The following is a 24,995-nucleotide window of genomic DNA, read 5'->3' on the forward strand; positions in this document are numbered from 1 at the left end:
CCACTCAGGACTCGGCGTTCGGCGGCGCGCGCTCGCGGAGAACGGTGACGGCCTCAGCTTCGATGTCGTCTGTGTCCAGATGCATCGGGATGTACTCCTGTCTCTTGAACGTCTCTTCCTCGTCTTCTGAGCCGATAGTACACCAGAGCTGTGGCCGGTCCGGGCCGTGCCAGTCGCCCTGCCGCGAGACCGAGAACACCTCGTACTCCTCGTCCTCGTACTCGATGCGGCCGCCCTTTCGCAGCCCCGGGTCGCCGTGGATAATGAGCTTCTTCATGGCCATTCCTTTGCCAACAGCGTACTTAGTGACTTCGAAGGCGATTGCGACACAGCACAGCAACCGACAGAGAGTACCTGTAACTAGAATGTCCTTATATTGTTACCGGTCGTGTCTATATGCTTAACAGCCTGATAGCCGAGATTTATATGTCCGGAATAGCGACAGTCGTGTATGTTGAAACAACAGCAGCGGTCGTGCGAGCGGGCCTCAGTCGTCGTCAGCCCGATGGACGAGGACGGACGGATGGAGCTTCGGGACGTCGAAGCCGACGAGACCTACGAGGTTGTGGACTACATCGACAGCGAACTGGCGACGAAGCTACGGTCGCTCTCTGCTGGTGAAGCGGTGAATCTCGAACTGCTTTCGGGTTCGGAGTCTGGTGTGTTCGGGGCAGTCCGAATCGAATCTAGTGGGCCGTCAGCCCGGTTCCAGTAGCCGGAGCGATGGTGGAACGCGGACGGGCTGAATATGGTGGTTAGTCGTGTGACAGGGACGGTACTGTGGGGCACACAGCAGGTGCGAACCAAACGGGTTTTAAGCGGGCACGTCAAATCGCTCGGTAAGGCCGATATCTATGCAGATGCCACGACGATTCAATACGTACTGTCCGCACTGTAACGAGCACCAGGAACACGAGGTCGAGAAAGTCCGTAGCGGCCGTCAGACCGGCATGAAGTGGATCGACCGCCAGCGCGAGCGTAATTCCGGTATCGGGAACGACGGGAAGTTCTCGAAGGTCCCGGGTGGCGACAAGCCTACCAAGAAGACGGACCTCAAGTACCGCTGTGGCGAGTGTGGGAAGGCCCACCTCCGCGAAGGATGGCGTGCCGGCCGACTGGAGTTCCAGGAGTAACGATGGCAGGAAGCTTCATCACCGTCGAATGTCCCGACTGCGAGAACGAACAGTCTCTCTTCGAGAAGGCCGCGAGCGAAGTTTCGTGTGCCGTCTGTGGCCACACCATCGCCCGCCCGACGGGCGGCAAGGCCGACATCGAAGGCGAAGTGACCGCCGTCGTCGAGGCCCGATAGGATGAAATACAGCGGCTGGCCCGAACCGGGCGAACTCGTCGTCGGCAAGATCGACGAGATCGAGGACTTCGGCGTCTTCGTCGACCTCGACGAGTACGAGGGCAAGCGCGGCCTCTGTCACATCTCCGAGGTCGCCAGCGGATGGATCAAGAACGTCCGCGACCACGTCAACGAAGGGCAGACAGTCGTTGCCAAGGTGCTTGACGTCGACGAGAGTGCCCAGCAGATCGACCTCTCGATCAAAGACGTCAACGACCACCAGCGAAAAGAGAAGATTCAGGAGTGGAAAAACGAGCAGAAGGCCGACAACTGGATGGAACTGGCCTTTGGCGAGGACCTGGACGACGAGACGTACGCCGCCATCGCGAACGAGTTGTTGTCGGAGTTCGGATCGATGTACGATGGGTTCGAGTCGGCGGCGATCCACGGCAACGACGCCCTCGAAGACGTCGACCTCTCCGAGGAGGAGATCGGCGCTATCGTCCAGACGGCCCGGAACAACGTCTCAGTGCCGTACGTACAGGTCACCGGCTACGTCGACCTGTCCTGTCCCGAAAGCGACGGCGTCGACATCATCAAGGAAGCGCTGCAGGCCGCGGAGGGCAACGGCGAGGTCCCCGATGAGATCGAACTCGAAGTGACCTACGTCGGCTCGCCCGAGTACCGCATTCAGGTGCAAGCGCCTGACTATAAGACCGCCGAGGATGCACTCGAAGAGAGTGCAGACCGCGCCGCGAAAGTCGTCGAACAACACGGTGGGTCGGGGCAGTTCCACCGCGAACGCAGCGAAGACGACGAGTAAGCCGGTTGTTGCTCCAGTGATTCACCACCGATGAAATCGGATATCCACGTGTGTGCCGTCTGGGAGTCCGAACACGACCAGCCGGTGTACACGCTGGACGACACCTGTCCGGAGTGCGGGGCCGAAGCGGTCAACAGCGCACCCGCGCCGTTCTCCCCTGAAGACAGCTACGGCGAGTATCGACGTTCTCTTAAGCGCCGCCGCCGCGAATAAGCCGTATGGACGAATTCGACATCGAGCGCGTAGCGGACCCCGACCTTGACGAACCGGTACTGGTCGAGGGCTTGCCCGGCGTCGGTCACGTCGGCAAACTCGCCGCAGAGCACCTGCTTGAGGAGCTCGAAAGCGAGCTCGTCCGCCGCGTCTACTCGACGCATTTCCCACCGCAGGTCAGCATCGACGAGGGCCAGGCACAGCTCGCCTGCGCCGAATTCCACGCTGTCACCCCCGAAGAGGGTCAGGACCTGCTTGTCCTCTCTGGTGACCACCAGGCCCAAGACAACCAGGGCCACTACGGCCTGACCGACACGTTCCTCGATATCGCCGATGAGTTCGGCGTCCAGCGGGTGTTCGCCCTCGGCGGCGTCCCGACCGGCGAACTCATCGAGGAGTACGACGTACTCGGCGCGACGACGACCGAGGATTTCAAGGAAACGCTGGAAGACGCTGGCGTGGCCTTCCGCGAGGACGAACCAGCCGGCGGTATCGTCGGCGTCTCCGGCCTGCTGCTGGGCCTGAGCAAACGCCGCGACGTGCCGGCCAGTTGCCTCATGGGCGAGACGTCGGGCTATCTGGTCGATCCCAAGAGCGCGCAGGCCGTCCTCGAAATCCTCCAGGAGGTCATCGGGTTCGAAGTCGACTACAGTTCCCTGGAAGACCGTGCCGACGAGATGGAGGAGGTCGTCCGGAAGATCCAGGAGATGGAACAGCAGAACTCCCCGTCGCCCGCCGACGAGGACCTCAGGTACATCGGCTGATACGGATTGGGGCCCCTGTGTCCCGGTATTGGCGACCTCGGGGCCATGCTACCGGAGAGCGGGAATTTCTTTACCACTGGAGCCTAACAGAGGGTCGTGCAGACAGAACCGGGCGTCCTACCGGAGTGGCTGCTCCTCGGACTCGTCCTCGGTGTCGCCGGAACCCTCGTCGTCGCCGGGCTGTTCGTCCTCGCGAACCGTGTGTTCCCGGCCAAGCGGCCGAACCGACAGGCGACAGACGGCGGGGAGATGCGACGCCGGGCGGAGCTTCGCGAGTACCTCACCGCCATCGACGAGCAGTTCGCCGAGAACCACTTCGTCGAGGGGCAGCACGTCGCCTTCTACCTGCCGAAACGGGACGTGGCGATCACGTTCGACGCCCGGGCGTACTACCGCATCGAACGGTCGCCGACCGTTCCCGTACTGGTCGAACACGAGATGCCGGGGGTCTATCTCGGCGCGCGCCTGCCCTTCGAAACGCCCGAAGTCAATCTCGGCCCGGACCCTGAGGATGAACCACACCCGACAGTGCAGGCGTTCAGCGAACTGGGCCTGACCCAGAGCGCGTCGCTGGACGACGTGAAATCGGCCTACCGTGAGCGCGTCAAGGAGGTCCACCCAGACCACGGCGGCAACGAGGACGAGTTCAAGCGCGTCAGAGAGGCATACACGACTGCGAAACAGCACGCATCCGGTGCGTCGAGACAGCGGGCATCGTAAGGAGAGACGGAAGACCTGTCACTGCATCGGGACACAACAGACCGGGACAGTCGCATTACGTACCACTGTCTCGGTGACGCTTCCGGTCAGATATCGCGTGAGGCCGGACCGGCCGTGTGTTCCCATCGCGATGAGGTCGATATCGTGTTCCTCGCTGTAGGAGAGAATCGCGCGTGCGGCCGGACCGCTTGCGATATTACCAGCGACACTGACGCCTGCATCTCTGGCACGCTCATGGACCGTCTCGAGTGCCTCCTGGCCGGTTTGCTCAAGCGCATCGTGAATTTCTGCTGACCCCTCAGCGCCGCCGAAGCGACTCGTATCGACGGAATACATCGTGTGTATCGTTGCGTCAAACACCTCAGCTAGCGTGATTCCCCACTCGACCGCGAGTTCTGCCCCCTCGCTGCCGTCCGTCGGAAGCAAAACGTTGTCGTACCGCTGGTCGCCGATTTCGACGATATCCCCGTCTGGAGTTACCGTGACGATCGGGACATCGGCGGTGCGGAGCGTCTTTTCTGCAACACTCCCGAGGACTACCCGTTCGAACCCTGTCCGTCCTTGCGTCCCCATAACGATGAGATCGATGTCGCGAGCGTCGACGTAGTCGTTGATCACTTGGAACGGGATACCCGACTCGACAGCGGTCGTGATTTGCCCAGAGAGATGTGCCCGGGCGAGTCTGGCGATGGAATCCACCGCCCGTTCTGCCTCCTCTTCGAGGAGACGCTCCCGGTCGGTCTGCCCGTCAGAATTCAGATCTGGTTCAATATCACGGGCGTCAACCGCTGACAGTACGTGGAGGTCGGCACCGAGCGTGGCAGCAAGGTCGATACCCCGCCGGGCCCCTATCCGTGCCCCGTCACTGCCGTCGGTCGGCACGAGAATCGAGTTGATTGTTTGGCTCATAGCCACGGTTTGACAGGCGATTGATTTAACACTACGCTCGATTCTCACCAGGCTGTTGCAGAGTGAATTTGATACCACCCTGTGCTGCATACGCGTACTGCATCTTGCACGCCTCGTTCAACGGACGTCGCACCTGCCAGAAGCCGCTGGCAAGATAGCGGGTCGTTCACAGCCGGTGGTAATCTGTCGCGTGTCTGAGCCGGGCGCACCATCATTTTATCCACAGCCTGACCGTAGTCGTGATATGATCGCACAGATTCTCGTTCCGATGGACGACTCAGAGATGGCCCAGCAAGCGCTCGAGTACACCCTTGAGAACCATCCCGACGCGGAGGTTACTGTCTTACACGTCGTGGGCGGACCGTCACCGTTGGGGGGAGCGGCCACCGCACTTGCTCTTGCGGATGACATCGAAGCGGCCGCCGAGGAGCGTGCGGAGGAGGTATTCGACGACGCTCGGGAACTCGCCGCCGAGTACGATGCGGAGATAACCACCGAAGTGCAACTGGGTCACCCGGCGCGGGCGATTCTGAATCGAGCCGCCGACTTCGATGCGGTCGTGCTCGGAACGCACGGCGGTTCGTTGGCCGATCGGCTGGTCGTCGGGAACGTCGCCCAGAAAGTGTTCCGTAACTCGCCTGTTCCAGTCATCATCGCACGGTGAGTGGCGGTCGCTGAGGGCAAGCAACACCGCAGGCCCCAGGCGTGACTACGGCGTCACGACGAGCTTTCCGACGCTATCGCGGTCCTGCATCGCCGCAAACGCTGCCCCGGTCTCCTCCAGCGAGTACGTCGCCTCGATTTCCGGGGTGAGTTCGCCGTCAGCGACGAGGTCGACGAGTCGTTCCAAATCGCCTTGCGTCCCCATCGTACTCCCGATAACGCGCTTATGACCGAGGAACAGGTCTGGAATGTCGATTTCGGATGCGCCGCCGGCGGTCCGGCCACAGACAGCCATCCGGCCACCGCGACGGAGAACGTCCAGACCGACCTGCGTGTACTCACCACCGAGGTGATTAAGCACGCCATCAACCGTCCCAATCTCGGTGACTGCCGCCCGAATCTCGTCCGGGTCGGTGCTCTCAATGGCGTAGTCTAGCCCGAGCGACTCAACGCGGTTTAGCTTCGCCGCTGAAGATGAGGTCCCGACGCTGTGAGCGCCGAGAACGGACGTGAGTTGCACGCCTGCGACGCCGACGCCGCCGGTGACGCCCGGAATGAACACCAGATCGCCCGGTCCGGCGTCGACCCGGCGGAGCATATGGAAAGCCGTCATGTAGGCCGTCGGGAGCGCGGCCGCGTCGACCGGTTCCACATTGTCGGGCAGCCTGACGAGGCGGTCGGCCTGCACGCGGGCCGCCTCGGCGAGGCCACCGTGGTACAGTGAGAAGTTCTCACAGAGGTTCTCTGGCCCCTCACGGCAGTAGCGACACGTTCCGCAGGTCTCGTTCGGACAGAGGACCACGCGGTCCCCAGGTTTGACAGCCGTAACGCCATCGCCGACGGCGTCGACGGTTCCGGCGACGTCGAGGCCGCTGACAAACGGCAAATCATCCGTGTCGACCATCGCTGAATCTCCTTCAAGAACCCAGAGGTCGTGGCGGTTGATGGCACACGCTTCCACGGAGACCACCGCCTCGCCGCGTTCGGGTTCAGGGGTCGGTTGGTTGATGACCGAGACGCCGTCCGGGCCAGTGAGTTCGCTGAACGCTGCAACGCGCATTAGGTTCGTGAATGGGTCAGAGCCGTATAAACAACATCGAAGTGTGGGATACCTGCCTGATCGGCGGCGGTATCGGACCCGCTCTCGGGTGTGCCGGTCGATTTCTCAGATGCCCTGGCTCATGAGGTGACTGCGTAGCAGGTCTGCCTCCTTGCTCCCGGCGACAGGATTCACCAGGACGACGACATCGTCATCGTCGAAAGCCCCATCGTCAGCCAGCGCCCGTGCGCCGGCGATTGCCGTCCCACCGGTCGCACCGGTTTCCGGCCCCATCTCGCAGCCGTCGACCGCGCCGGCCAGAATGTCCTTATCTGAGACGGCGACGCCGTCGCCGCCCGAGCGGTCAAGCGAGTCGAGCGCCGCAGCGCCGGCGGCAGGGTCGGGGACTTCAAGCGGGCCGACGATGGTGTCAGGGTGCTCGATGGCCGCCGGTTCGCTCGCACCCTCGCTCGCGGCATCCGCGATGGCGGCCGTCGAGTCGGGCTGTGCGGCGTAGATTTGTGGCACCGACTCCGTGAGCCCGCTGCCGGCGGCCGCCCGGAAGCCGTGTTCGAGACCGACGAGCGTCTCGCCGTGGCCAGTGGGGTGGACCACCGCGTCGGGGGCCGTCCAGTCGAGGTCGTCGGCCGTCTCGAACGCGACAGATTTGGCTCCCTCGATGCGGAAGGAATGGCCGGGCGCGACCGGAACCCAGCCGTCGGACGCGTCGGCCAGTTCCTCCTCGAACACTGAGACGGCGTCGTCGTACCGGCCCTCGACGACGCGCATATCGCCGCCGTGGACGTTCACCATCGCCTTGTTGAGGAACGGGCAGCGCGAGGGGACGAATCCCTTCGACTCAATGCCGGCGCGGGCCGCGTAGGCCGCGCTGGCTTGTGCGCCGTTCCCCGTCGACGGTGTCGCGACGCGCTCAGCTCCGCGCTGGGCGGCAGCGGTGACAGCGAGCGAGAGCTTGCGGTCGCCCAGCGAGGCCGTCGGATTGCGCCCTTCGTCTTTGACGTACACCGAGTCAACGCCCAGTTCCTCGGCCAGATCCGGAACCGATACCAGCGGCGTCGCCCCCTCGTCAAGCGTCACCGTCACGTCTTCCGGGAACGGTCGTAGCGGCTCGTACCGGCTCGGTCCCGTCGCATCGGGCAGTGCTGCGGGCGTCAGGTCCGGAACGTCGTAGTCACCGACGAGAACCCCGCCACAGTCGGGACAGCGGTCGGCCGTGCTGTCGGTTTCCGTGCCACACGCCGTGCAGATGAGGCCGCGAAACGCCGCAGTCGTCTCCATGTCTTTCTCTGTGGACGGGACAACCAAGTGTGGTCCGGTCCCGCTTCAGCACCCTCTTGTCCCGGGCGGTCGAATTGGAGAGTATGACAGACGTCGTCGTCGCCGGCGGGGGACTCGCCGGGCTGGTCGCTGCCCGCCACTTGGCGGAGTCGGGTCGGGACGTGACAGTGTTCGAGCAGCGCTCGGACGTGGGCGGTCGCGTCCGGACAGTTCACGAGGACGGCTACACGTTCGACCGCGGGTTTCAGGTCATGTTCACCGCCTACCCAGCGGCGAAGCGGGAACTCGACATCGAGGCGCTCTCTCCACGGACGTTTACGCCGGGGGCCACCATCGCCAGCCCAAATCACCGCTCGGTGCTGTCGGACCCGCTCCGGAATCCCTCCGCCGCACCGCAGACGCTGCTCAATACCGACGTGCGCACGGCCGACAAGCTCAGGCTGTTCCGACTCCAGCGCGAACTGGCCGGCGTCGAACCCGTCGAACTGCTCTCCCGGGGCGGAACAACCATCCGAGAATACCTCGCCGACTACGGATTCTCAAAACGGTTCGTCGAGCGGTTCGCCGCGCCCTTCTACGGCGGTATCACGCTCGACCGCTCGCTGGGCACGGACAGCAGCATCTTCGAGTACACCTACAAGATGCTGAGCGAGGGCGAGATATTCGTCCCCGCCGACGGGATGCAGGCGATGCCGCGACAGCTCGCCGACCGCGCTTGCTCGGCGGGCGCGACCATCGAAACCGACGCGCCCGTGACAGAGCTGGAGGCCCACGAGGGAGAGGTTACTGCCGAGGTAGGCAGCGAGACAGTGGCGGCCGAGAGTGCTGTCGTCGCGACGGACCCACAAACGGCGGCAGAGCTGACGGACATCGACGCCATTCCGACCGAGCCGGTCGGCTGTGTCACCCAGTACTTCGCGCTTCCGACGAACCGCGCCCCGACGACCGGACAGCGTATCATCCTCAACGCGGCAGACGACCGGCCAAACACCGTCGCGCCGCTATCGGCCGTCGCCAGCGAATACGCGCCGGCTGGGATGGAGCTATACAGCGCTACGTTCCTCGGAACGCCGGAAGAAGACGACGCGGAACTGGCCGCCGAAGTCCGGGCGGCGCTGCAATCGTGGTATCCGAACGCGAGCTTCGAGGCGCTGGAACTGCTCCGGACCGACCGCGTCCCGCTCTCGCAGTTCGCCCAGCCGCCGGGGTATCGGGACTCGCTCCCGGACCCGACAGCGCCGGAGGGCAGTGCCGTCCTAGCGGGCGATTACACCCGCTGGTCAGCGATACAGGGTGCGCTGGAAAGCGGCAAGGTCGCCGCTGATCTGCTACGATAACAGGACTGCCGATACAGCTCTCGAAGGGACGGCGGTCTATGCGGCTGGACCGCCGCTATTCGTGTTTCCCTCGTTGTCGTCGTGCCCCTCCCCCTTGAGGACTTCAGAGACGTACTTTATTGTCGCGAAGTACAGCAACAGTAGCGAAAGCAGCGTAATCGCGATGAGACCCAGCGCGATTTCTGTCTGAACCATATTCCAGCGTCCACCGTCGTCGCTCAAATACTTACCGTTATAGCATGCGCCGGAACTCCCCTAGCGGCGGAAACGACAGGGTCTCGCGCCCGCTCTCGTCCCAGACCACTGGCTCCAGTCGGTCGGCATCAGTAACGAGTGGAGACTGAAAATCGCTGGCCCGCATCTCGTTGACCTCCACGCCGGCGTTCAGCCTGTTGAACGACGGGAGCATCACGACGTCGCTGCCGCGGTACTGCCCGCTCCCGACAAGGTAGCAGGGTTGGCGTTGCCCCTCGATGTTGATCGTCGGGTGGTCATGTCCGACGACGTAGCGGTCGGCGTCGACGTCGGGGGCCTCGTGGCCGTGACAGACGACGGTGTCGCTGATCCGGTATGTCGTCTCGGTCGGGCCGTCCCAGACGCTATCGAGCATCGTGTCGTGGTTACCCGGCGTCACGAGCAGGCGCGCTCCGACCGACTGGCAGGCGCTTTTGAGCCCCGCCACGGTGCTCTCGACCGACCGGGGGACGGTCTGGAACGAGTGGAGCAGGTCACCGGCGACGAGGACCTCCGCTGGGTCGTGCCGCTCAACGAGTGACTGGAACCGCTGGACCATGTCCGAACCGGACCCGACCGGGAGTTCGAGGTTCCCGCCGGTGCCCCGGCCGACGTGGAGGTCCGCGACGACGAGCGTCTCCCCGAGCAGGAGCGACCTGTCGTCGTAGCTGGCTGTCATCGCCGTTCAGTCAGCACCGGCGAGGCTTATATTGTCGGTCATGGCGACGAGGTCCACCGCAGGTAGCCGGACCGCAGCCGCTATCTCGGCCTGACAGTGTCGGTGGTATTTTTACCTGCGACTCCCGTGACTCCTGTATGGTCGACGTCCTGGAGAACAAGCGGGCCGCGACGCGGTTTCGGGTCCTCGTGGAGATTGCCGAGCGCCAGCCCGCAGTGAGTCAGGGCGAAATCGCCGACGCTGTCGGCGTGACGAGCCAGGCCGTCAGCGAGTATATCCGTGAGCTCGTCGATGACGGCCTCGTCGAGAAGGAAGGGCGGTCGCGCTACCGCGTCACCAAGGAGGGCGTCGACTGGGTGTTCCAGTCCGCCACCGACGTGCGCCGGTTTGCCGACCACGTCACCGACGACGTGCTCGGTAGCGTGCAGGAGGACGCCGCTATCGCCACGGCAGACCTGGCGGAAGGCGAGACGGTGACACTCTCGCTGTCAGATGGTCTGCTGCACGCCGACCCCGGCGGCGGCGACGCGACGGGCGTGACGACGACCAGCGCCGCAGAGGGCGAAGTCGTCGGTGTCACCGGCTTCGAGGGCGTCATTGACCTCGACCCCGGCCACGTCAGCGTGATACAGGTCCCGCCAGTCCGGTCGGGGCCAGTCGAGAACATCGATGACATCGCCGCGGCCTGTGCGGACGTCCCCATCGTCACCGCCGCTGGCGTCGAATCCGTCGTCGCGCTCCGCGATGCCGGCATCGAACCGACGACGCACTTCGCGGCGGGTGAGGTGGCCGCCGACGCCGCATCCCGGGGACTTGATGCTGTCGTCGTCGCGACACAGGACACCGTCGGTCGTGCGACCGATGCCCTCCGCGACGCGAGCGTCGACTACGACGTGACGCAGTGATCCGCGAGTAGCGAGACTTTTCCGGTCGGCTACCGTCGGGACAGCCATGAGCGACCACGAGATCCACGACGCTGTCGAGGCGTTCCTGAACGAGGCCGACGACGCCTACGGCGAGTACGAGCAGGGCTACACCGACGCTGATGCGACGCTCCGGCGACTGGAAACGGCCATCGAGGAGCTACGGACGGCGAGCGAGGAGTAAGACGCCGTCCATCGTCGGGCGAACAGTATTGTAGGCTCAGGTTCATGTAGCCCGTATGACGGATGTGGTTCTGGTAGACGGCGCACGCACCGCACACGGTGAACTGCTGGGAGGGCTCGCAGAGCGAAGCGCGATAGAGCTCGGTACTGCAGCTGTCGAGGGACTGCTTAATCGGACCAGCGTCGACGAAAACAGTGTCGACTGGGTTGGCCTCGGAAACGCGGTGCAGGCCGGCGTCGGTCAGGTGCCGGCCAGACAGGTCGTCGTCGAGTCGCCACTGACGGACGATGTCGCCGCGACGACGCTGAACGAGGCCTCGGGGTCGGGGCTGCGGGCGATCATGACCGCCGCCGACCGCATCGAGGCCGGTCGGGCGTCGGTGTGTCTCGCCGGTGGCATGGAGTCGATGTCGAACGCGCCGTATCTCGTCCCCGAAATGCGTGGTGGCCGCCGGCACGGGAACAGCGACCTCGTCGACGCGATGATCTGGGACTCACTGTGGGACAAACACTACGACGCGCACATGGGCACGCTGACGGAGGAAATCGCCGCCGAGCACGACATTAGCCGCGAGGCCCAGGACGAGTACGCTCGGCGGAGCAACCATCGGGCCGGCGAGGCCATCCAGTCCGGGAAGTTCACCGAGGAACTGGTTCCCGTGGAAACGGCGGACGGGCTCGTGACCGAGGACGAAGGGCCGCACCCGGACACGACGGTAGACCAGTTGGCGGCGCTCCCGCCGGCATTTGCGGACGGAGGCACGATCACCGCCGGCAACGCCTCGAAGCTCTCCGATGGCGCGGGTGCAGTGGTGCTGGCCGACGCCGAGACGGTCGAACGCGAGGGGCTGGGACCGATGGCCCACGTCGAGGACTACGCGGTTGCCTACCGCGACCCGTCGGAGTTCTCAATCGCTGTACGGGACGTGGTGTCGAAGCTCCTAGAGCGCAACGACCTCACAGTGGCCGACGTGGACCACTTCGAACTCAACGAGGCCTTTGCCGCGCAGATGGTGTACGTCGCCGACGAACTCGACATCCCCGCCGAGAAGCACAACCCGCTCGGCGGCGCGGTGGCGCTCGGGCATCCTATCGGAGCTAGCGGCGGTATCCTCACGACCACGATGCTGTACGCGATGGAGCGAGCGGATCATCACCGCGGCATCGTGGGGATGAGCGTCGGCGGTGGCGGCGCGATTGCGATGTCTGTGGTCCGGTAGAACCCGCCAGCGACGAGGTGAGTGAGCGTCGGCGGTGGCGGCGCGATTGCGATTCAAAACCAGCGTGAAATCCCGCTGAACTGAAAGTGGAAAGCGAGAGGGACGCTACGCATGGGATCAGTCAAAACGATAGAACAGCAATTAGATTACGAGCTTGTTTTTCCGATTTCCTCCAGTGTGAGCGTGTAGTCTCCGCGTCCGCTGTAGACATACACGAGTATGCCGATCTCGCTGATCTGTGAGAAATCGTCGATGATTATCTGTTCGTTACTGTCCTGCGTATAGGACGCGCGATCGTAGTCGTTCGGAGTGGGTGTGCGGCCGTCGAAGGAGACATACAGGTCGAAATCGGCGTCAGATGGGCCATCGAGGCTGAGGATCAGCTGCATGGGCGACTCCGTCTTGAGGGAGTACGTCTGCTTGTCATAATCGAGCATCCCATCGAGTGACCCGGACAGCTCTTCGGTGAGACGGTCTTTCGATTCATCAGTGACGGAGACGCTGACTGACGTGGTTGCCTCGGCACCGTCGTTGTCAGTCGCAGTCACGGTGACGGTGTAGTCGCCGGTACTGGTGTATGTGTGGCTGACCTCCGTCGCGTCCGCACCTTCGATGGGGTCAGAGCCGTCGCCGAACTCCCAGCGGTAGTTCGTTATCGAGCCGTCGGGGTCACGGGAGCCGCTGGCATCGAAGATGACCTCCTTATTCACAGTGACAGTTCGTGAGTCGTCGTTGAGCGTCACGATCGGCGGTTCGTTTTCGGTTCCACCACCGACGGTTACGAAGTTGTATGCATCCGCGAGGCCGAAACCGACGAACTGGCCGTCTGCGTCCAGTGGCTGGGCAGTGTCGAGAAGGTTCTGTCGGGTCTGGCTGACGGGCCAATCGTGTCTGTCCAGTCCAAGCGCAGCAACGCCAGCGACAGCAGGACTCGCCATCGACGTCCCGGGGAACTGCGCGTAGTCTCCCCCTGGAACAGATGAGAGTACGTCATTACCCGGTGCCGCAATGTCGACCTTCTCGCCGTAGTTCGAGAACTCGGTCGGACTCTTGTTCTTATCGACGGCACCAACGGCGACGCATTCTTCGTAGGCCGCTGGGTACGATACGTCTTGCTGGCTTGGGGGATCACCGTCCTGATGGTTACCGGCTGCACAGATGAGGAGCACACCCTGATTCCATGCGTACGAGACGGCGTTTTTCATTGTCTGGTTGTAGCCGCCGCCACCGAGAGACATATTGATAATGTCCGCCCCTTGGTCGGTCGCCCACTCGACAGCGTTAGCGATATCGGCGGTTCGGCCCCCGTTCGGGCCAAGTGCACGGCAACTCAGAAGCCGGGAGTTACTGACACCTGCAATTCCGGTTTCGTCGTTCGTTTCGCCGGCAGCAATGCCGGAGACGTGTGTCCCATGCTGAGCAGATTGTGGGGCGGGGTCGTCGTCGTCATCGACGAAGTCACGTCCTTTCTGGCTCCCGAACTGCCCGTCGAGGTCGGGATGGGTGTAATCCGTACCGGTGTCTATGACGGCGATGGTGACGTCTTCGCTTCCGAACGTAATGTCCCATGCTTTCGGGGCATTGACCAGTTGTGGCGCGTACTGGCTGTCGAACTTCGGATCGTTCGGAACCGTGGCGATCGGCTCGCGAACATGGTTAAATTCGGTATATTTGACCCCGTCAATTCCTTCGACTGTCGGAAGGATGTCGCCCTTGAATTTTTGCGGGACTGCTGAGCGAAGATACGAAAGTGACTCGTTCACGTCGAGGATATCGAGCTGTTCGAGGTCGGACCGTTCTTTTATTTTGTCATAAACGTCTGAAGCGTTCCTATTATTCGATACACCGATCAGATATTCTTCTGTATCAGATTCCTGTGATGCGCTGACTTCGCCACCAAAAGCTGCGACGGTTACGGCGGAGCCAAGTGCCTTGATAACTGATCTTCTGGACGGTTTCGGCAGGGTATGTCGGGACATCCGACTCCCAATAAATATGGGTGGGTTATAAAATTAATATATAATTCCTCATGCAGCCCGGTACCTAATAAACAAAATTATATATGCTGCTTTATAAATACGTGTTTGTTTCGAGTTTTGATATATAAGGTGACAGTTATGAACGCTAAAAGTGTTTATGCCCGTCGGCAATAGCGACAGAACAGGCGGACGCCGCTAATGCTACCGAAGCACAAGGAAGAATTATCGGGCCGGCCGCCCCCAAACAGAATATGACTGGATTCTCCCGACGGGTAGAGCAGGTATCGATTTCGGGCATCCGCGAAGTGTTCGAGGCGGCGGGCGAGGACGCCATCAACCTCGGCCTCGGCCAGCCGGACTTCCCGACGCCGGAGCACGCACGCGAAGCGGCTGTCGAGGCAATTCAGGCGGGAGAGGTCGACGCTTACACGTCGAACAAGGGAACCGAGAAACTCCGAGAAGCCATTGCCGCCAAACACGAGCGGGATAACGACCTCGACGTCGACCCCGGAAACATCATTGCCACGTCGGGTGGGAGCGAGGCGCTGCACATCGCGCTGGAGGCACACGTCGATGCAGGGCAGGAGGTCATCTTCCCGGACCCGGGGTTCGTCTCCTACGACGCGCTGACCCATCTGGCCGGCGGGACGCCGCGACCTGTCCCACTGCGCGAGGACCTCACGATGGCCCCCGAGACGGTCGAGGAGGCAATCACCGACGACACGGCGGCGTTTGTCGTAAACTCGCCCGCGAACCCGACCGGGGCAGTGCAGTCCCCGGAAGATATGCGGGAGTTCGCCCGTATCGCCGACGAGCACGACGTGCTGTGTATCTCCGACGAAGTGTACGAACATCAGGTGTTCGAGGGTGAGCACCGCTCGCCGGCGGAGTTCAGCGAGACGGGCAACGTCGTCATCGTCAACGCCTGCTCGAAGGCGTATTCGATGACGGGCTGGCGGCTCGGCTGGGTCACCGGCGCGACCGACCGCATCGAGCGGATGCTGCGGGTCCACCAGTACGCTCAGGCCTGTGCGTCGGCCCCGGCGCAGTACGCTGCCGAGGCGGCGCTGACCGGCCCGCAAGAGCCGGTGTCGGAGATGCGCGAGGCGTTCCAGGAGCGGCGGGACGTGCTTTTGGACGGACTCGACGAGATGGGACTGGACTGTCCGACGCCCAAAGGCGCGTTCTACGCGATGCCGAAGGTCCCCGACGGCTGGGTGGACGAAGTCATCGACCGCGGTGTCGTCGTCGTCCCCGGCGACGCCTTCGGCGAACACGGCGCGGGCTACGCCCGCATCTCCTACGCGACGGACATGGAGACGCTGAAAGAGGCAATCGACATCATGGCCGACGCGACGGCGGCAGTCCGCTGAGCGCTCGCAGGCGAGTGGGCCCGCGGACAGTCGTCCCGAAATTGGAACAGTCTCGGAAGAGAGTGTGAAGAAACGCTTTATTTGCCGCCTGTCTTGACTCTCGTATCCCATCGTGGCACATACATCCGAGTCCAGCGCGCTGTTCGACGGGGAGAGACAGGACTATACGACGGGCAGACACAGTTCCCGGGAGGACAGTGGGATGGAGAAAGCGCTCTGGTATCTGCTGACGGCGACGCGCGGCGGCGCCAACCGGGCGCGTATCATCGACGCTCTCTCGGACCGACCGATGAACGCCAACGAACTCGCCGACGAACTCGACGTGGGCTACAAGACGATCAGACACCACATGGAACAGCTAGAGGACCACGACGTGGTCGAATCCGGCGACGAGGAGTACGCCAAACTCTACTTCCTGACCGATCGGTTCGACAACTACCGCGACACCTTCGAGGAGATAGTGGAGAAGATGGACGAATGACGGAGACAGATGTAGAGAGGTGGCGCTGATGGCGATGGGACCGCTCATCACCGCCGCAGCGGCGCTCGCGGGGCTCAACGTCCTGCTATTGCTCCCGCTGCTTGGCGTCTGGGTCCGTAACTACGCGACATTCCGGACGGGACTCGTCGCCGGCCTCATCGCCTTCGCCGTCGCGATGCTCACCGAGAACGCCATCGCCGTCTACTTCTTCTTCTCGATGCAGAGCTTCTACGCCGGCGACCCACACGTCCAGCAGGCCGTGCTGGTCCTGCGCTCGCTGCAGTTTATCGCCATCGCCGGCCTGAGCTATACGACGCTCCGGTAACCTTCGGGTGGCGGCGACGGTTCGTTTTCGGAGACTCCGTATTGAAACCGTGTTGTCGCCCGAACACGTTCGGGACAAGCGCCTGACTGGCGGGGACCGTCATCGAACGTATGAGCACAGATCACCAGGAGTCGGTACAGGAACTCGACGTTCGGGACGTCGACGGAGAACCGTTCGAACAGATCATGAACGCCCTCGACTCTGTCAGCGAAAGCGAGGCGCTCCGGCTGGTGAACAGCTTCGAACCGGTGCCGCTGTACGACGTCCTCTCGAAGAAGGGGTACCAGTACGACACGGAACAGGTCGCCGACGAGGAGTGGCACGTCACGATCCGGCCGGAGTGAGATGCGTCCCGAGCGCGTCTCACGGTGGTTCGTCACCGTCAGCGCGCTGTTTTTCGTCAGCTTCCACGCCGCAATGGCGGTCGCCGCGCCCCGCCGCATGGTCGTCACGCTCGGCCTGTACGGGTTCGTCCTGCACGTCCTGTTCGGGAAGGCCTACGCGCTCGTGCCGTCGTACTTCGATCGGGACCTCGCGTGGGAACTGGGGCCTGCCGTCCAGTTCCCGCTGTCCGTCCTCGGCACAACAGGGCTGGCGCTTACACCGCTCGGTCCACCGTGGCTCCGGCCAGTCGGGACTGCGCTCTGGGTCGGCGGCGTCGCGGTGTTTCTCGGGACGCTGGGGTGGACGGTTCGTGACAATGTCACCGGCGCTGCGACGGGGACCGGCGGTGCGAACGCCCATCGGGAGCCGGTCGACCGAACTGCCAACGTCGCAGTCCCGATAGCGCTCTGCTACCTCACACTCGCCGCGGGTGGCGCGCTCGCGACCACTGCTGGCTTTGGGTCAGTACTCCCACAGCAACTGTCGCACTTACTCGCCGCAGGGACAGCCGCGCTGTTCGTCTTCGGCGTCGGCTTCCGGCTGTTTCCCCGGTTCTTGGTCGCTGAAGTACCGCAACCGGTCGTCGTGGTCGTCGTCGCTGCCGGCGCTGTCGGTCCCGCGCTGCTGGGATTCGGGCTGTTCGACCGGAGACTCCTCCTCACCGGTGGCATCGTCGAAGCTGTCGCAGTCGCGGGATTCACGCTGTCGTATCTGGTCCTGTTCCTGCGGTCGGAGCGCCGCCGCGTCGGATTCTACGCGGTGCTGGTAGCGGTCGTAGCCGGAGTCGTCGGTATCGGACTCGGGCTGGCTCTCGCCGTAACTGGACGGAGCCCGGCGCTGGTCAGCGCACACTATCGGGCGATGCTGGCGGGCTTTCTCGGTCTCACTGTGGTCGGGGCGGCGTTCCAGTTCTATCCGCCGGCCGTCGGCGTCTGGCCCTACGCTGATGACCGGACGGCGCTGGTAACGATTGGACTGCTCGGTGGTGGGATCGGCATTCAGCTACTCGGTCTCATCGGTCGGTTCGGCTGGATAAGATCGGTCGGCACAGCGGGTGGCGCCCTCGGCGCACTCCTCTATACGTATCTCCTGTTGGCGGCGTTCGCTCGTCGATGGCAGTAGTAGCGACGGCGTGGCCTACTCCGCGATGATGCTGTCGAGCAGTTTCGTCTGGGCCGCGGCAAGGTGTTCCGCGAACGTCGAGACGGAGATGTCCAGTTCCGACGCCACGTCGCCGGCGTTGGCCCCTTTCGGATACTCGAAGTACCCCATTTCGACAGCGGTTTCGAGCACCTCCTGCTGCCGGTCGGTGAGTTTACTTCGGTCGACGAGAATCGAGTCCACCGGGTCAACGTCGCCGTTCCGCCGCATCGATCGGAGCGAGACGCCGTCGTACAGTTCCTTCAGCCGTGTCACGATAGCGCGCACCCGGTCGACATCGGGAGCGTGGAAGGTCAAGTGGAGCTGACCGCCCTCGGCGCGGATATCCGCGACCGGACAGTCGTATGTTTCGACCGCCTCGCAGACGCACTCAGTTCGCGACCGGGAGAACTGGTAGCGGGCCCCGTTACCCGTCGCGAACACCTTGTCCATGTCCTCCCGGGCCTCGATTGCTCCCTCGTCAGTGCCCGTCGCGGTGAACTCTTCGATGACTTGCCCGTCTGCATCTGGGCTGCTTCGGGCGACGTCGGTCACGGCCGCGCCCGCCTCGTCCGAGACGCTCGCCACCGGACAGGCTCCAGGGGTGTCGACCGACAGCTCCACTCTAATGCCGGAGTCGCTCATATAAGTTACTGTGAGACCACATTACAAAACGGGCGAGGCGCGTTCCCACGGAGTGAAAAACCCCCTCAATCTGCTGGGTGCTGATCGGGAACCGATCCCTCGAACCCATCCGGCTGGTAGTCACACAGCGGGTCCGCAGCCAGTGGGTCCCCTGTCGTCGCATACGCCCGCGACCGGCTGCCGCCACAGACTGTTCGGTATCGACAGGCCCCGCATTTGCCCGTCAGCGCGTCATCATCCCTGAGTTGCTGGAACAGGGATGACTCCCGGTAGATGTCCACGACGCTTTCCTCGCGGACACTGCCCGCCGATTTCGGCAAGAATCCGGAGGGGAACACCTCGCCGGTGTGGCTCACGAAGGCGAATCCCTTGCCAGCGCGAATGCCCATCCGGCGTTTGAGCCCGCTGGCCCCCTCCTCCTGATTCTGCATCGCGACGCGCCGGTAGTGGGGCGCTTCAGTCGTCTTGAGGCCGAACGGGGCCTCGTCGCTGACCTCGTGGAGCCACGACAGCACGCGCTCCGCTCGCTCGGGATCAATCGGCGTCAACACTCGCCCGCGGCCGACCGGAACGAGGAAAAATACCGACCACAGCACCGCGTCGAGGTCCGCAACGAGGTCCCGGATAGCCGGCAGTTGCTCAACCGTCTCAGCACAGACGGTAGTGTTGATCTGCAGTGGAATGTCGAGGTCACGAGCCGCCTCGGCGGCCTCCATCGTCGCCTCGAAGCTCCCGGATTCGCCCCGGAAGGTATCGTGAGACTCGCTGTCGCCGCCGTCGATGGACAGGGCCAGCCGCCGGAGTCCGGCGTCGTCGAGTTCGATCAGTCGGTCTCGCGTGATGGAGTTCGTCCCGCTGGGGGTCAGCGTCATCCGAAGTCCCTGCTCGGTCCCGTAGTCGACGAGTTCCGGGAGGTCCTCGCGGGCGAGCGGGTCGCCACCAGAGAGGACGACCAGCTGGCCGTCACCGAAGTCGCGGGCCTGGTCCAGCAGCGCCTTCCCCTCCGCCGTCGAGAGCTCGTCGGGATGGCGGCGCGGCTGTGCGTCGGCCCGGCAGTGCTTGCACGCCAGTTCGCAGGCCTGGGTCACCTCCCAGATCAGCACCAGCGGCTGCTCGTCGAGATCGAGTTTCCCGCGCATCTATGCCTCCCTGTGGACGCGGGTGACGTGGCCCCCACAGCCACACTGCTGGACGTACTCCGTTGTGATCGTATCACCGAATGCTTCCTCCAGCGCGTCGAACAGATAGGTTTCCGGGTGGCCGTGGTCGGCGTGGCTCACCAGATTGACGTGGTTCCCAGCCGTCGTCATCTCGACGGCGTCGATGGCCTGTTCGACGACCACGTCGGGGTCCTCGGCGTGTGCGGGCGTCTCCAGGTTCGCCGACCAGGAGTTGTCGTGAACCTCGGTTGTCACCGGCGGCACGTCCTCGTGGGAATGGCTCATATGTACCGGTTGACGGCGGGCGTCCCTCGGTCCTCTCCCGAAGATGTTCGGGCCATTATACACAACGGATTGCGGAGAGGAATTCGTCCGAACAGCCCCAATCACACGTAGTGCTACGTCACCTGTTCGACGAGCCAGTCGAACTGCTTGTTCAGTTCCTTCTTGCGCTGTCGCGAGATAACGGTCGAATCGATCATCTCGCCGAGCACCGGGAGGTCGAGCGCGCTGTACTCCGTCGTCGCCGTGACTTCGGTCCCTCCCTCGACGGCCTCGACCGTGTATTCTGTCATCATCGACTCGAAGATGCCCTGCCGTTGCTCGTACCGCAGCACTGCGTCGGTCTCCACGATTTCGAGGTCCAGTTCGATTTCAAAGAGTCCGACGCGGTTCGTGATGCCGAGGTCGTCGCCGTCGAGTGTCACCTCATCGAACCCTGCCGCAAGCATAAACGGCTCCACATTAGTTATGAGGGCAGTGACTGTTTCTGGATCGGCCGGGACCGTCCGAGTCAGTGAGACGCGCTCCATACCAGACGGCCAGTGGCCGGCGGAATAAGCGTTCGCCATACCCGGAGATGTTCGACGCTGTGGTTTTGACCGGCTTAGCCTCGTGTTGACAGCGTGTGACAGTACGCCCCAAGTTTCTTATTCTCACCCAAACTAAACGAACATGTTCGGGAATATCGCCGCGGGGGTTGGGCGAATATATTCGGATACACCAATGCCACACGCTGAACTCACGCTCACGATTCCGGATGAAATCTGGATCGGCGACGTCTCACGAGCGTACGACGACGCGACGTTTCGCATCCTGTCTGCGCTCCCAGGCGAGGACTCCGGTGTCGGGTTAGCGGAGATCACATCGGACGACCTCCCAGCGGTTCTCCGTGATATCGAAAATCGCGAGTCGGTCACGACTCTTGAGATACTCTCTCACCGGGACGACAGCGCACTGGTGCAGTTCGAGACTTCGATGCCACTCCTGCTCTTCCCGGTGCAGGGCTCGGGTGTCCCGCTTGAGATGCCGTTTACCCTGTCCAACGGCGAGGCTGTCTGGGAGATATCAGCGCCACAGGAGCGACTCTCCGAACTCGGCGAGCAACTGGAGGAGTTCGGCATCTCCTTCAGCGTCGACCGTATCCAGCAACACCTCGAAACCGAGCAGGTGCTCACCGAGAGCCAACTGGAACTGGTACAGGAGGCCATCGACGCGGGCTACTACGACACGCCGCGGGAGTGCTCGCTGACGGAACTGGCGGACCGCGTCGGTATCGCGAAGTCGACCTGCAGTGAAACCCTCCACCGCGCGGAGGAGCAGATCCTGAAACAGTTCGTCTCGGACCTCCCCGCGCGGTGAGGGTAAGTCGAAGCGCGTAATACGCGCCTCTGAGAGAGGTACGACATATGAGTTCCGACGCGGTTGACGAGACGCACGAAAACGCCCGACAAGAGATTATCGCGGTGGACGCCGACGACAACGCGGAGGGGCTGGTCAATCGGCTCGATGCCCACACCGGCGAGGGTGTTCGCCACCGCGCGTTCACTGCCCTGCTGTTCGACGAGAACGACCGGATTCTGCTCGCCCAGCGCGCGTCGAACAAACGCCTCTGGGATACACACTGGGACGGCACCGTCGCCTCCCACCCTGTCGAGGGCCAGACGCAGGTCGAAGCCACCGAGGTGCGACTCGAAGAGGAACTGGGCATCGACCCCTCGCAGTACCAGAACCTCCGCGTGACCGACCGGTTCGAGTACAAACGCTACTACGAGAACGCCGGTCTCGAATGGGAAGTCTGTGCGGTCCTGCAGGCCACACTCCACGACACCTCGCTGGAACCGAACCCCGAGGAGGTCGACGGCCTCATGTGGGTCCCCTACGAGCGACTCCGGGAACACCCCGAGTACTACCGTCAGCTCCGCCTCTGCCCCTGGTTCGAGATCGCGATGCGCCGGGACGAAGAACGGTAACGCCGACGCCTCGACGCGACGGTGTACGCCGGCGCTCGGGGAGTCACTAGCAGCGCAGTCTGCAGGCATTGCAGTGACGCCACCCCGACCCGTTTCCTTTTCGGCCCCGCCGCCTAACGCCGGGTATGGACGTTCCGCTGTACGACTCTCTCGACGGACAAGTCGTACTCGTCACCGGCGCTACGCGGGGCATCGGGAAGGCAATCGCCGACGGGCTGGTCGACCTCGACGCGACGGTGTACGCCGGCGCTCGCGATACCGACGACATCGGGGCTACGGACCGACACGCTATCGAACTCGATGTGACCAACGACGACGGGATGGTCGCCGCGGTGGACCGCATCGAGCGCGAGCAGGGCCGGCTCGACGTGCTGGTCAACAACGCCGGCGTGATGGACTCACGGGAACCGCTGGACGAGATGCCGACCGACGTTATCGACCACACCCTCGACACGAACCTCCGAGGAGCGGTGCTCATGACGAAGTACGCCCTCCCGCTGTTGCTGGCTGAGGCGGGCGGCCGCGTCGTCACCATGGCCTCTGGGCTGGGCGCCATCACCGAGAGCCAATCGGGCGGCACACCGGCCTACCGCATCTCGAAGACCGGCGTCAACGGGCTGACGAAGTACCTCGACGGCGAGTACGCGGCCGACGGTCTCGTCGCCAACTCGGTGTGTCCGGGCTACGTCCAGACGGACATGACCGAAGGGAGTGCCCCACGAACGCCCGAAAAAGGGGCTGAGACGCCAGTGTGGCTCGCTCGCTTCCAACCCGACGCGCCGAGCGGGCGGTTCTGGCGCGACAAGGCTGAAATCGAGTGGTAGGCAGCCGGGATCAATCAGCGTTCTCGCTGTGGACTGCCGCGGGCTCGTCCGTTGCGTGGGCTGGCTCAGCCGCCGGCAGTTGCAGCTCCACAGTCGTTCCCGGCTCGTCCGTGTCGGGAAACGACATCCGGCCGCCGAGGTTCCGAACGATCCAGTTGACGAGCCAGAGCCCGACACCGGAGCCGTGTTTGAGCGGCGTTTCGGTTCCCGAGCGGATAACCTCGCGCTCGTGGTCGGTGATACCGGGACCGTTGTCGTGAACGGCCACATGGACACCCGGCGTTCCATCGGCCCGTGTCGCCGTGATTTCGACCGCAACTGGCCCCGCATCGGTCGCTTGATGTTCGACAGCGTTCTCGACCAGCTCCTCCAGCGCGATGAGGACCGACGGACCGCCCCGTATCCAGATGTCATTCTCGCAGGTGAGCGAGATCGCCACGTCAGGGTGGCGGTCCCGGGCATCGCTCACAACCGATTCTAGCAGCTGCTGAAGCGCTGTCGGGCTGTGCTGTTCGGTCTCCAGAGCTTCGGTGACTCGGCCGATCTTGTTGCTGCGGTCGACGATGTCGTCGACTGTGCTCATAATACGGTTGAGTCGCTCGCGTTCGTCGGCATCGGCCGTATCCCTGAGCAAGTCCGCGTTCCCCTTGACGACGTTCATCTCGTTTCGGATATCGTGACGGAGCAAGCGGTTGAGCACATCTAGCCGCTGTTCACGCTGCCGGCGGCCTGTGATATCACGAAGGCTGATAAGATGGCCCGAAACAACGCCGTACGCGCGGTACAGCGGTATCACGCGCACGTCGTAGTACCGGACACTGCCGTCGCGTTCGAGGGCCGTCTCGGTCTGCGTTCGCTCACCCGGGCCGGGGACTGTTTCGGCGAGTGTCGGTGACGCCTGCGGTAGCGAACGGCCCAGAAGCGTGTTCTGGTCACCGTCGAACAGCGCCGTGGCGGCCGCATTGACGTCAACGATACGGCGTTCGTCGTCGACAATGATGACGAGGTCGTCCATTTCCGTGAAGATAGCTTCCCGACCCAGTTCCCGGGTCACCGGTGCCACATCAAGTAGTTGCCCGCGGAGGATGGCGACCGAGAGGACGGCCCCCGACGCGACGTACCCAAGGCTTGTCGGATTAAACGTGGTTGGAACCACATCAAGCACAAACAGCGTCTGGATGACTGTCGGGACGGTGATGGCGAGCAGCAGCGCGAGCCCTTGACCCTGAAAGACCTGGTTCGACCGGAACAGCATCCGGAACAGGAGGACCCCGCCGGCAAGGATTAACAGCAATATATACGATATGTGACCCCAGTACATGACTTCGAACGCGGGAACGAGCGTCACCGACGATGCTGAGACGAATTGGGTTTCGCGGCCGGACCAGATGAGTTCGTGGGCATGGTTCGACCACACGAGCGTGACAAACACCGCCGGTTCGACGAGCAACAGCGCTGTTCGGCGTTGCGTGAGCCAGTGTGGGTGCCCCGTGTACTCGATAACCGTCACGAGCCACGCGACGGGGATGATTACTGAGAGCGTCAGCTGTACCTGGACGAGTCGCTCCATGGTGGATAGCCCCGGCACAGCGAGTTCGATACCGTACGCAACAGCCCAGAGACTCGCCGCGACGACGAACACTGCCAGCGGTCCTGCCCCCGGCCGGTCCCGGTGGAGCCACACGAGAAAGGCGACGCCCATTCCGACGACACCCGACAATAAAACGACAGTAAGCGGCGACAGGACCATTCAGTAGCCTAGCAAAGGCGTCCCTGATATAATTATTCTCGGTCACCCCGACTGCGAGCGAACCGCGGACCACACCGCGAGCGCACCGAGGACGAACGCCGGAACGAGCGGGAGCGTGAGATAGGCATCCCAAAGCGTGAGTCCGAAGCTACGGATGACAACCTGTGCGGACGGCAAGAGCAAAATTGCGCCGGGAACGAGGAGGAACGCCACGCCGATCATCCCGACGAGAATCCAGCCGCTCGTCCCGAACTCGGGGCCGTCGGCGGCTTCCGTGCCCATCTCACGGTCCGCACGCGACGCATCCGTGGACTGTGGCTCTGTGTCAGAGCGGTGGACGTAGCCAGACTCGTCGTCAGCCATCAGCACGCACCCCGTCGCGCCCGCT

33 protein-coding genes are annotated in these 24,995 nt (G+C 63.3%); 20 read left to right on the forward strand and 13 right to left on the reverse strand.

Annotation, left to right across the window (positions count from 1 at the left end):
* Window positions 1-4 precede the first annotated feature (4 nt).
* A complete protein-coding gene (locus AV059_RS19455; RefSeq protein ID WP_004593652.1) occupies window positions 5-277 on the reverse strand; it encodes an HAH_0734 family protein in 273 nt (90 codons plus the stop codon).
* A 174-nt stretch (window positions 278-451) separates the two neighbouring features.
* Between AV059_RS19455 and AV059_RS19460 the strand changes: the two genes are divergently transcribed.
* From AV059_RS19460 to AV059_RS19490, 7 genes are all read left to right on the forward strand, one after another.
* Window positions 452-715: a hypothetical protein gene (locus tag AV059_RS19460; protein WP_058997196.1), complete on the forward strand. Its 264-nt coding sequence runs from the start codon at window positions 452-454 to the stop codon at window positions 713-715.
* A 139-nt stretch (window positions 716-854) separates the two neighbouring features.
* A complete protein-coding gene (locus AV059_RS19465) occupies window positions 855-1,133 on the forward strand; it encodes a 50S ribosomal protein L44e (RefSeq protein ID WP_004593654.1) in 279 nt (92 codons plus the stop codon).
* A gap of 2 nt (window positions 1,134-1,135) precedes the next feature.
* A complete protein-coding gene (locus tag AV059_RS19470; protein ID WP_004963588.1) occupies window positions 1,136-1,309 on the forward strand; it encodes a 30S ribosomal protein S27e in 174 nt (57 codons plus the stop codon).
* A 1-nt stretch (window position 1,310) separates the two neighbouring features.
* A complete protein-coding gene (locus tag AV059_RS19475) occupies window positions 1,311-2,111 on the forward strand; it encodes a translation initiation factor IF-2 subunit alpha (RefSeq protein ID WP_058997199.1) in 801 nt (266 codons plus the stop codon).
* A 30-nt stretch (window positions 2,112-2,141) separates the two neighbouring features.
* Entirely contained in the window at window positions 2,142-2,324 is a 183-nt protein-coding gene (locus AV059_RS19480; protein WP_058997201.1) for an RNA-protein complex protein Nop10, read from the forward strand.
* 5 nt (window positions 2,325-2,329) lie between these two features.
* Window positions 2,330-3,088 (forward strand): proteasome assembly chaperone family protein, encoded by a 759-nt coding sequence (locus AV059_RS19485; protein ID WP_058997203.1) that lies wholly within the window; start codon window positions 2,330-2,332, stop codon window positions 3,086-3,088.
* Window positions 3,089-3,184: 96 nt separating this feature from the next.
* The gene (locus AV059_RS19490; RefSeq protein WP_058997205.1) at window positions 3,185-3,808 is read left to right on the forward strand and encodes a J domain-containing protein; all 624 of its coding nucleotides are present in this window, start codon (window positions 3,185-3,187) and stop codon (window positions 3,806-3,808) included.
* Window positions 3,809-3,826: 18 nt separating this feature from the next.
* Here AV059_RS19490 and AV059_RS19495 read toward each other — a convergent pair whose 3' ends face one another.
* Window positions 3,827-4,717, reverse strand: a complete 891-nt coding sequence (locus AV059_RS19495; protein ID WP_058997207.1) for a universal stress protein — start codon at window positions 4,715-4,717, stop codon at window positions 3,827-3,829.
* A 244-nt stretch (window positions 4,718-4,961) separates the two neighbouring features.
* Between AV059_RS19495 and AV059_RS19500 the strand changes: the two genes are divergently transcribed.
* On the forward strand, window positions 4,962-5,381 hold the full coding sequence (locus AV059_RS19500) for a universal stress protein (RefSeq protein WP_058997209.1): 420 nt from the start codon (window positions 4,962-4,964) through the stop codon (window positions 5,379-5,381).
* A gap of 45 nt (window positions 5,382-5,426) precedes the next feature.
* On the opposite strand, the gene AV059_RS19505 is transcribed toward AV059_RS19500, so the two are convergent.
* Window positions 5,427-6,440, reverse strand: a complete 1,014-nt coding sequence (locus tag AV059_RS19505) for an alcohol dehydrogenase catalytic domain-containing protein (RefSeq protein ID WP_058997210.1) — start codon at window positions 6,438-6,440, stop codon at window positions 5,427-5,429.
* 105 nt (window positions 6,441-6,545) lie between these two features.
* Window positions 6,546-7,718: a pyridoxal-phosphate dependent enzyme gene (locus AV059_RS19510; RefSeq protein WP_058997212.1), complete on the reverse strand. Its 1,173-nt coding sequence runs from the start codon at window positions 7,716-7,718 to the stop codon at window positions 6,546-6,548.
* 83 nt (window positions 7,719-7,801) lie between these two features.
* Here AV059_RS19510 and AV059_RS19515 point away from each other — a divergent pair, with 83 nt between their 5' ends.
* Complete coding sequence (locus AV059_RS19515) at window positions 7,802-9,055, forward strand: NAD(P)/FAD-dependent oxidoreductase (RefSeq protein ID WP_058997214.1); 1,254 nt, start codon at window positions 7,802-7,804, stop codon at window positions 9,053-9,055.
* Between the two features lie 36 nt (window positions 9,056-9,091).
* Here the strand turns inward: AV059_RS19515 and AV059_RS22550 are convergent, their stop codons facing one another.
* Window positions 9,092-9,250, reverse strand: coding sequence for a hypothetical protein (locus AV059_RS22550; RefSeq protein WP_195156681.1), 159 nt, complete (start codon window positions 9,248-9,250; stop codon window positions 9,092-9,094).
* A 37-nt stretch (window positions 9,251-9,287) separates the two neighbouring features.
* On the reverse strand, window positions 9,288-9,968 hold the full coding sequence (locus tag AV059_RS19520) for a metallophosphoesterase (RefSeq protein ID WP_058997216.1): 681 nt from the start codon (window positions 9,966-9,968) through the stop codon (window positions 9,288-9,290).
* Window positions 9,969-10,105: 137 nt separating this feature from the next.
* Here AV059_RS19520 and AV059_RS19525 point away from each other — a divergent pair, with 137 nt between their 5' ends.
* The 3 genes from AV059_RS19525 to AV059_RS19530 are packed head-to-tail and all read left to right on the forward strand — an operon-like array spanning window position 10,106 to window position 12,294.
* Window positions 10,106-10,873, forward strand: coding sequence for a MarR family transcriptional regulator (locus AV059_RS19525; protein ID WP_058997219.1), 768 nt, complete (start codon window positions 10,106-10,108; stop codon window positions 10,871-10,873).
* Between the two features lie 46 nt (window positions 10,874-10,919).
* Entirely contained in the window at window positions 10,920-11,075 is a 156-nt protein-coding gene (locus tag AV059_RS22555) for a hypothetical protein (RefSeq protein WP_195156682.1), read from the forward strand.
* 55 nt (window positions 11,076-11,130) lie between these two features.
* A complete protein-coding gene (locus AV059_RS19530; RefSeq protein WP_058997221.1) occupies window positions 11,131-12,294 on the forward strand; it encodes a thiolase family protein in 1,164 nt (387 codons plus the stop codon).
* A gap of 146 nt (window positions 12,295-12,440) precedes the next feature.
* Here the strand turns inward: AV059_RS19530 and AV059_RS19535 are convergent, their stop codons facing one another.
* Window positions 12,441-14,273 carry a S8 family serine peptidase gene (locus AV059_RS19535; RefSeq protein ID WP_058997223.1) on the reverse strand — a complete coding sequence of 611 codons (1,833 nt, stop codon included), beginning with the start codon at window positions 14,271-14,273 and terminating at the stop codon, window positions 12,441-12,443.
* A 251-nt stretch (window positions 14,274-14,524) separates the two neighbouring features.
* Between AV059_RS19535 and AV059_RS19540 the strand changes: the two genes are divergently transcribed.
* The 5 genes from AV059_RS19540 (at window position 14,525) to AV059_RS19560 (ending at window position 17,958) form a co-directional block, all read left to right on the forward strand.
* A complete protein-coding gene (locus AV059_RS19540; protein WP_058997224.1) occupies window positions 14,525-15,646 on the forward strand; it encodes a pyridoxal phosphate-dependent aminotransferase in 1,122 nt (373 codons plus the stop codon).
* A gap of 202 nt (window positions 15,647-15,848) precedes the next feature.
* Window positions 15,849-16,127, forward strand: a complete 279-nt coding sequence (locus AV059_RS19545) for a winged helix-turn-helix domain-containing protein (RefSeq protein ID WP_004593670.1) — start codon at window positions 15,849-15,851, stop codon at window positions 16,125-16,127.
* 28 nt (window positions 16,128-16,155) lie between these two features.
* Entirely contained in the window at window positions 16,156-16,452 is a 297-nt protein-coding gene (locus AV059_RS19550) for a hypothetical protein (protein ID WP_058997226.1), read from the forward strand.
* Window positions 16,453-16,562: 110 nt separating this feature from the next.
* Complete coding sequence (locus AV059_RS19555; protein ID WP_058997228.1) at window positions 16,563-16,796, forward strand: DUF2249 domain-containing protein; 234 nt, start codon at window positions 16,563-16,565, stop codon at window positions 16,794-16,796.
* A gap of 1 nt (window position 16,797) precedes the next feature.
* On the forward strand, window positions 16,798-17,958 hold the full coding sequence (locus AV059_RS19560) for a hypothetical protein (protein WP_058997229.1): 1,161 nt from the start codon (window positions 16,798-16,800) through the stop codon (window positions 17,956-17,958).
* A 15-nt stretch (window positions 17,959-17,973) separates the two neighbouring features.
* Here AV059_RS19560 and AV059_RS19565 read toward each other — a convergent pair whose 3' ends face one another.
* The 4 genes from AV059_RS19565 to AV059_RS19580 form a co-directional block, all read right to left on the reverse strand.
* Window positions 17,974-18,621: a helix-turn-helix domain-containing protein gene (locus AV059_RS19565; RefSeq protein WP_058997231.1), complete on the reverse strand. Its 648-nt coding sequence runs from the start codon at window positions 18,619-18,621 to the stop codon at window positions 17,974-17,976.
* Window positions 18,622-18,686: 65 nt separating this feature from the next.
* Window positions 18,687-19,760, reverse strand: coding sequence for a radical SAM/SPASM domain-containing protein (locus AV059_RS19570; RefSeq protein WP_058997232.1), 1,074 nt, complete (start codon window positions 19,758-19,760; stop codon window positions 18,687-18,689).
* Window positions 19,761-20,066 (reverse strand): CGCGG family rSAM-modified RiPP protein, encoded by a 306-nt coding sequence (locus tag AV059_RS19575; protein WP_058997235.1) that lies wholly within the window; start codon window positions 20,064-20,066, stop codon window positions 19,761-19,763. It abuts the gene before it with no gap.
* A 113-nt stretch (window positions 20,067-20,179) separates the two neighbouring features.
* Window positions 20,180-20,593 (reverse strand): SRPBCC family protein, encoded by a 414-nt coding sequence (locus AV059_RS19580; protein WP_228841845.1) that lies wholly within the window; start codon window positions 20,591-20,593, stop codon window positions 20,180-20,182.
* 193 nt (window positions 20,594-20,786) lie between these two features.
* Between AV059_RS19580 and AV059_RS19585 the strand changes: the two genes are divergently transcribed.
* The 3 genes from AV059_RS19585 (at window position 20,787) to AV059_RS19595 (ending at window position 22,857) form a co-directional block, all read left to right on the forward strand.
* Window positions 20,787-21,422 carry a helix-turn-helix domain-containing protein gene (locus AV059_RS19585; RefSeq protein ID WP_058997239.1) on the forward strand — a complete coding sequence of 212 codons (636 nt, stop codon included), beginning with the start codon at window positions 20,787-20,789 and terminating at the stop codon, window positions 21,420-21,422.
* Window positions 21,423-21,469: 47 nt separating this feature from the next.
* On the forward strand, window positions 21,470-22,033 hold the full coding sequence (locus tag AV059_RS19590) for an NUDIX domain-containing protein (protein WP_058997241.1): 564 nt from the start codon (window positions 21,470-21,472) through the stop codon (window positions 22,031-22,033).
* 125 nt (window positions 22,034-22,158) lie between these two features.
* Window positions 22,159-22,857, forward strand: coding sequence for an SDR family NAD(P)-dependent oxidoreductase (locus tag AV059_RS19595; RefSeq protein ID WP_058997243.1), 699 nt, complete (start codon window positions 22,159-22,161; stop codon window positions 22,855-22,857).
* 10 nt (window positions 22,858-22,867) lie between these two features.
* Here the strand turns inward: AV059_RS19595 and AV059_RS19600 are convergent, their stop codons facing one another.
* Together AV059_RS19600 and AV059_RS19605 are read right to left on the reverse strand one after the other, a co-directional pair.
* On the reverse strand, window positions 22,868-24,607 hold the full coding sequence (locus tag AV059_RS19600; RefSeq protein ID WP_058997245.1) for a histidine kinase N-terminal 7TM domain-containing protein: 1,740 nt from the start codon (window positions 24,605-24,607) through the stop codon (window positions 22,868-22,870).
* Between the two features lie 42 nt (window positions 24,608-24,649).
* The gene (locus tag AV059_RS19605; RefSeq protein ID WP_058997247.1) at window positions 24,650-24,970 is read right to left on the reverse strand and encodes a hypothetical protein; all 321 of its coding nucleotides are present in this window, start codon (window positions 24,968-24,970) and stop codon (window positions 24,650-24,652) included.
* Window positions 24,971-24,995: the final 25 nt, after the last annotated feature.

The sequence above is a fragment of the Haloarcula sp. CBA1127 genome (assembly GCF_001485575.1).
Taxonomy (GTDB): Archaea; Halobacteriota; Halobacteria; order Halobacteriales; family Haloarculaceae; genus Haloarcula.

What these genes read in the sequence shown, in the direction of transcription:
- AV059_RS19545 (WP_004593670.1), top strand. Translation starts at nt 15,849, where the DNA reads ATGGAGAAAGCGCTCTGGTATCTGCTGACGGCGACGCGCGGCGGCGCC.
- AV059_RS19475 (WP_058997199.1), top strand. Translation starts at nt 1,311, where the DNA reads ATGAAATACAGCGGCTGGCCCGAACCGGGCGAACTCGTCGTCGGCAAG.
- AV059_RS19460 (WP_058997196.1), top strand. Translation starts at nt 452, where the DNA reads ATGTTGAAACAACAGCAGCGGTCGTGCGAGCGGGCCTCAGTCGTCGTC.
- AV059_RS19520 (WP_058997216.1), bottom strand. Translation starts at nt 9,968, where the DNA reads ATGACAGCCAGCTACGACGACAGGTCGCTCCTGCTCGGGGAGACGCTC.
- AV059_RS19590 (WP_058997241.1), top strand. Translation starts at nt 21,470, where the DNA reads ATGAGTTCCGACGCGGTTGACGAGACGCACGAAAACGCCCGACAAGAG.
- AV059_RS19605 (WP_058997247.1), bottom strand. Translation starts at nt 24,970, where the DNA reads ATGGCTGACGACGAGTCTGGCTACGTCCACCGCTCTGACACAGAGCCA.
- AV059_RS19505 (WP_058997210.1), bottom strand. Translation starts at nt 6,440, where the DNA reads ATGCGCGTTGCAGCGTTCAGCGAACTCACTGGCCCGGACGGCGTCTCG.
- AV059_RS19480 (WP_058997201.1), top strand. Translation starts at nt 2,142, where the DNA reads ATGAAATCGGATATCCACGTGTGTGCCGTCTGGGAGTCCGAACACGAC.
- AV059_RS19570 (WP_058997232.1), bottom strand. Translation starts at nt 19,760, where the DNA reads ATGCGCGGGAAACTCGATCTCGACGAGCAGCCGCTGGTGCTGATCTGG.
- AV059_RS19455 (WP_004593652.1), bottom strand. Translation starts at nt 277, where the DNA reads ATGAAGAAGCTCATTATCCACGGCGACCCGGGGCTGCGAAAGGGCGGC.
- AV059_RS19525 (WP_058997219.1), top strand. Translation starts at nt 10,106, where the DNA reads ATGGTCGACGTCCTGGAGAACAAGCGGGCCGCGACGCGGTTTCGGGTC.
- AV059_RS19550 (WP_058997226.1), top strand. Translation starts at nt 16,156, where the DNA reads ATGGCGATGGGACCGCTCATCACCGCCGCAGCGGCGCTCGCGGGGCTC.
- AV059_RS19585 (WP_058997239.1), top strand. Translation starts at nt 20,787, where the DNA reads ATGCCACACGCTGAACTCACGCTCACGATTCCGGATGAAATCTGGATC.
- AV059_RS19540 (WP_058997224.1), top strand. Translation starts at nt 14,525, where the DNA reads ATGACTGGATTCTCCCGACGGGTAGAGCAGGTATCGATTTCGGGCATC.
- AV059_RS19565 (WP_058997231.1), bottom strand. Translation starts at nt 18,621, where the DNA reads ATGAGCGACTCCGGCATTAGAGTGGAGCTGTCGGTCGACACCCCTGGA.
- AV059_RS19560 (WP_058997229.1), top strand. Translation starts at nt 16,798, where the DNA reads ATGCGTCCCGAGCGCGTCTCACGGTGGTTCGTCACCGTCAGCGCGCTG.
- AV059_RS19515 (WP_058997214.1), top strand. Translation starts at nt 7,802, where the DNA reads ATGACAGACGTCGTCGTCGCCGGCGGGGGACTCGCCGGGCTGGTCGCT.
- AV059_RS19495 (WP_058997207.1), bottom strand. Translation starts at nt 4,717, where the DNA reads ATGAGCCAAACAATCAACTCGATTCTCGTGCCGACCGACGGCAGTGAC.
- AV059_RS19555 (WP_058997228.1), top strand. Translation starts at nt 16,563, where the DNA reads ATGAGCACAGATCACCAGGAGTCGGTACAGGAACTCGACGTTCGGGAC.
- AV059_RS19535 (WP_058997223.1), bottom strand. Translation starts at nt 14,273, where the DNA reads ATGTCCCGACATACCCTGCCGAAACCGTCCAGAAGATCAGTTATCAAG.
- AV059_RS19510 (WP_058997212.1), bottom strand. Translation starts at nt 7,718, where the DNA reads ATGGAGACGACTGCGGCGTTTCGCGGCCTCATCTGCACGGCGTGTGGC.
- AV059_RS19575 (WP_058997235.1), bottom strand. Translation starts at nt 20,066, where the DNA reads ATGAGCCATTCCCACGAGGACGTGCCGCCGGTGACAACCGAGGTTCAC.
- AV059_RS19465 (WP_004593654.1), top strand. Translation starts at nt 855, where the DNA reads ATGCAGATGCCACGACGATTCAATACGTACTGTCCGCACTGTAACGAG.
- AV059_RS19595 (WP_058997243.1), top strand. Translation starts at nt 22,159, where the DNA reads ATGGACGTTCCGCTGTACGACTCTCTCGACGGACAAGTCGTACTCGTC.
- AV059_RS22550 (WP_195156681.1), bottom strand. Translation starts at nt 9,250, where the DNA reads ATGGTTCAGACAGAAATCGCGCTGGGTCTCATCGCGATTACGCTGCTT.
- AV059_RS19485 (WP_058997203.1), top strand. Translation starts at nt 2,330, where the DNA reads ATGGACGAATTCGACATCGAGCGCGTAGCGGACCCCGACCTTGACGAA.
- AV059_RS19600 (WP_058997245.1), bottom strand. Translation starts at nt 24,607, where the DNA reads ATGGTCCTGTCGCCGCTTACTGTCGTTTTATTGTCGGGTGTCGTCGGA.
- AV059_RS22555 (WP_195156682.1), top strand. Translation starts at nt 10,920, where the DNA reads ATGAGCGACCACGAGATCCACGACGCTGTCGAGGCGTTCCTGAACGAG.
- AV059_RS19580 (WP_228841845.1), bottom strand. Translation starts at nt 20,593, where the DNA reads ATGGAGCGCGTCTCACTGACTCGGACGGTCCCGGCCGATCCAGAAACA.
- AV059_RS19470 (WP_004963588.1), top strand. Translation starts at nt 1,136, where the DNA reads ATGGCAGGAAGCTTCATCACCGTCGAATGTCCCGACTGCGAGAACGAA.
- AV059_RS19530 (WP_058997221.1), top strand. Translation starts at nt 11,131, where the DNA reads ATGACGGATGTGGTTCTGGTAGACGGCGCACGCACCGCACACGGTGAA.
- AV059_RS19500 (WP_058997209.1), top strand. Translation starts at nt 4,962, where the DNA reads ATGATCGCACAGATTCTCGTTCCGATGGACGACTCAGAGATGGCCCAG.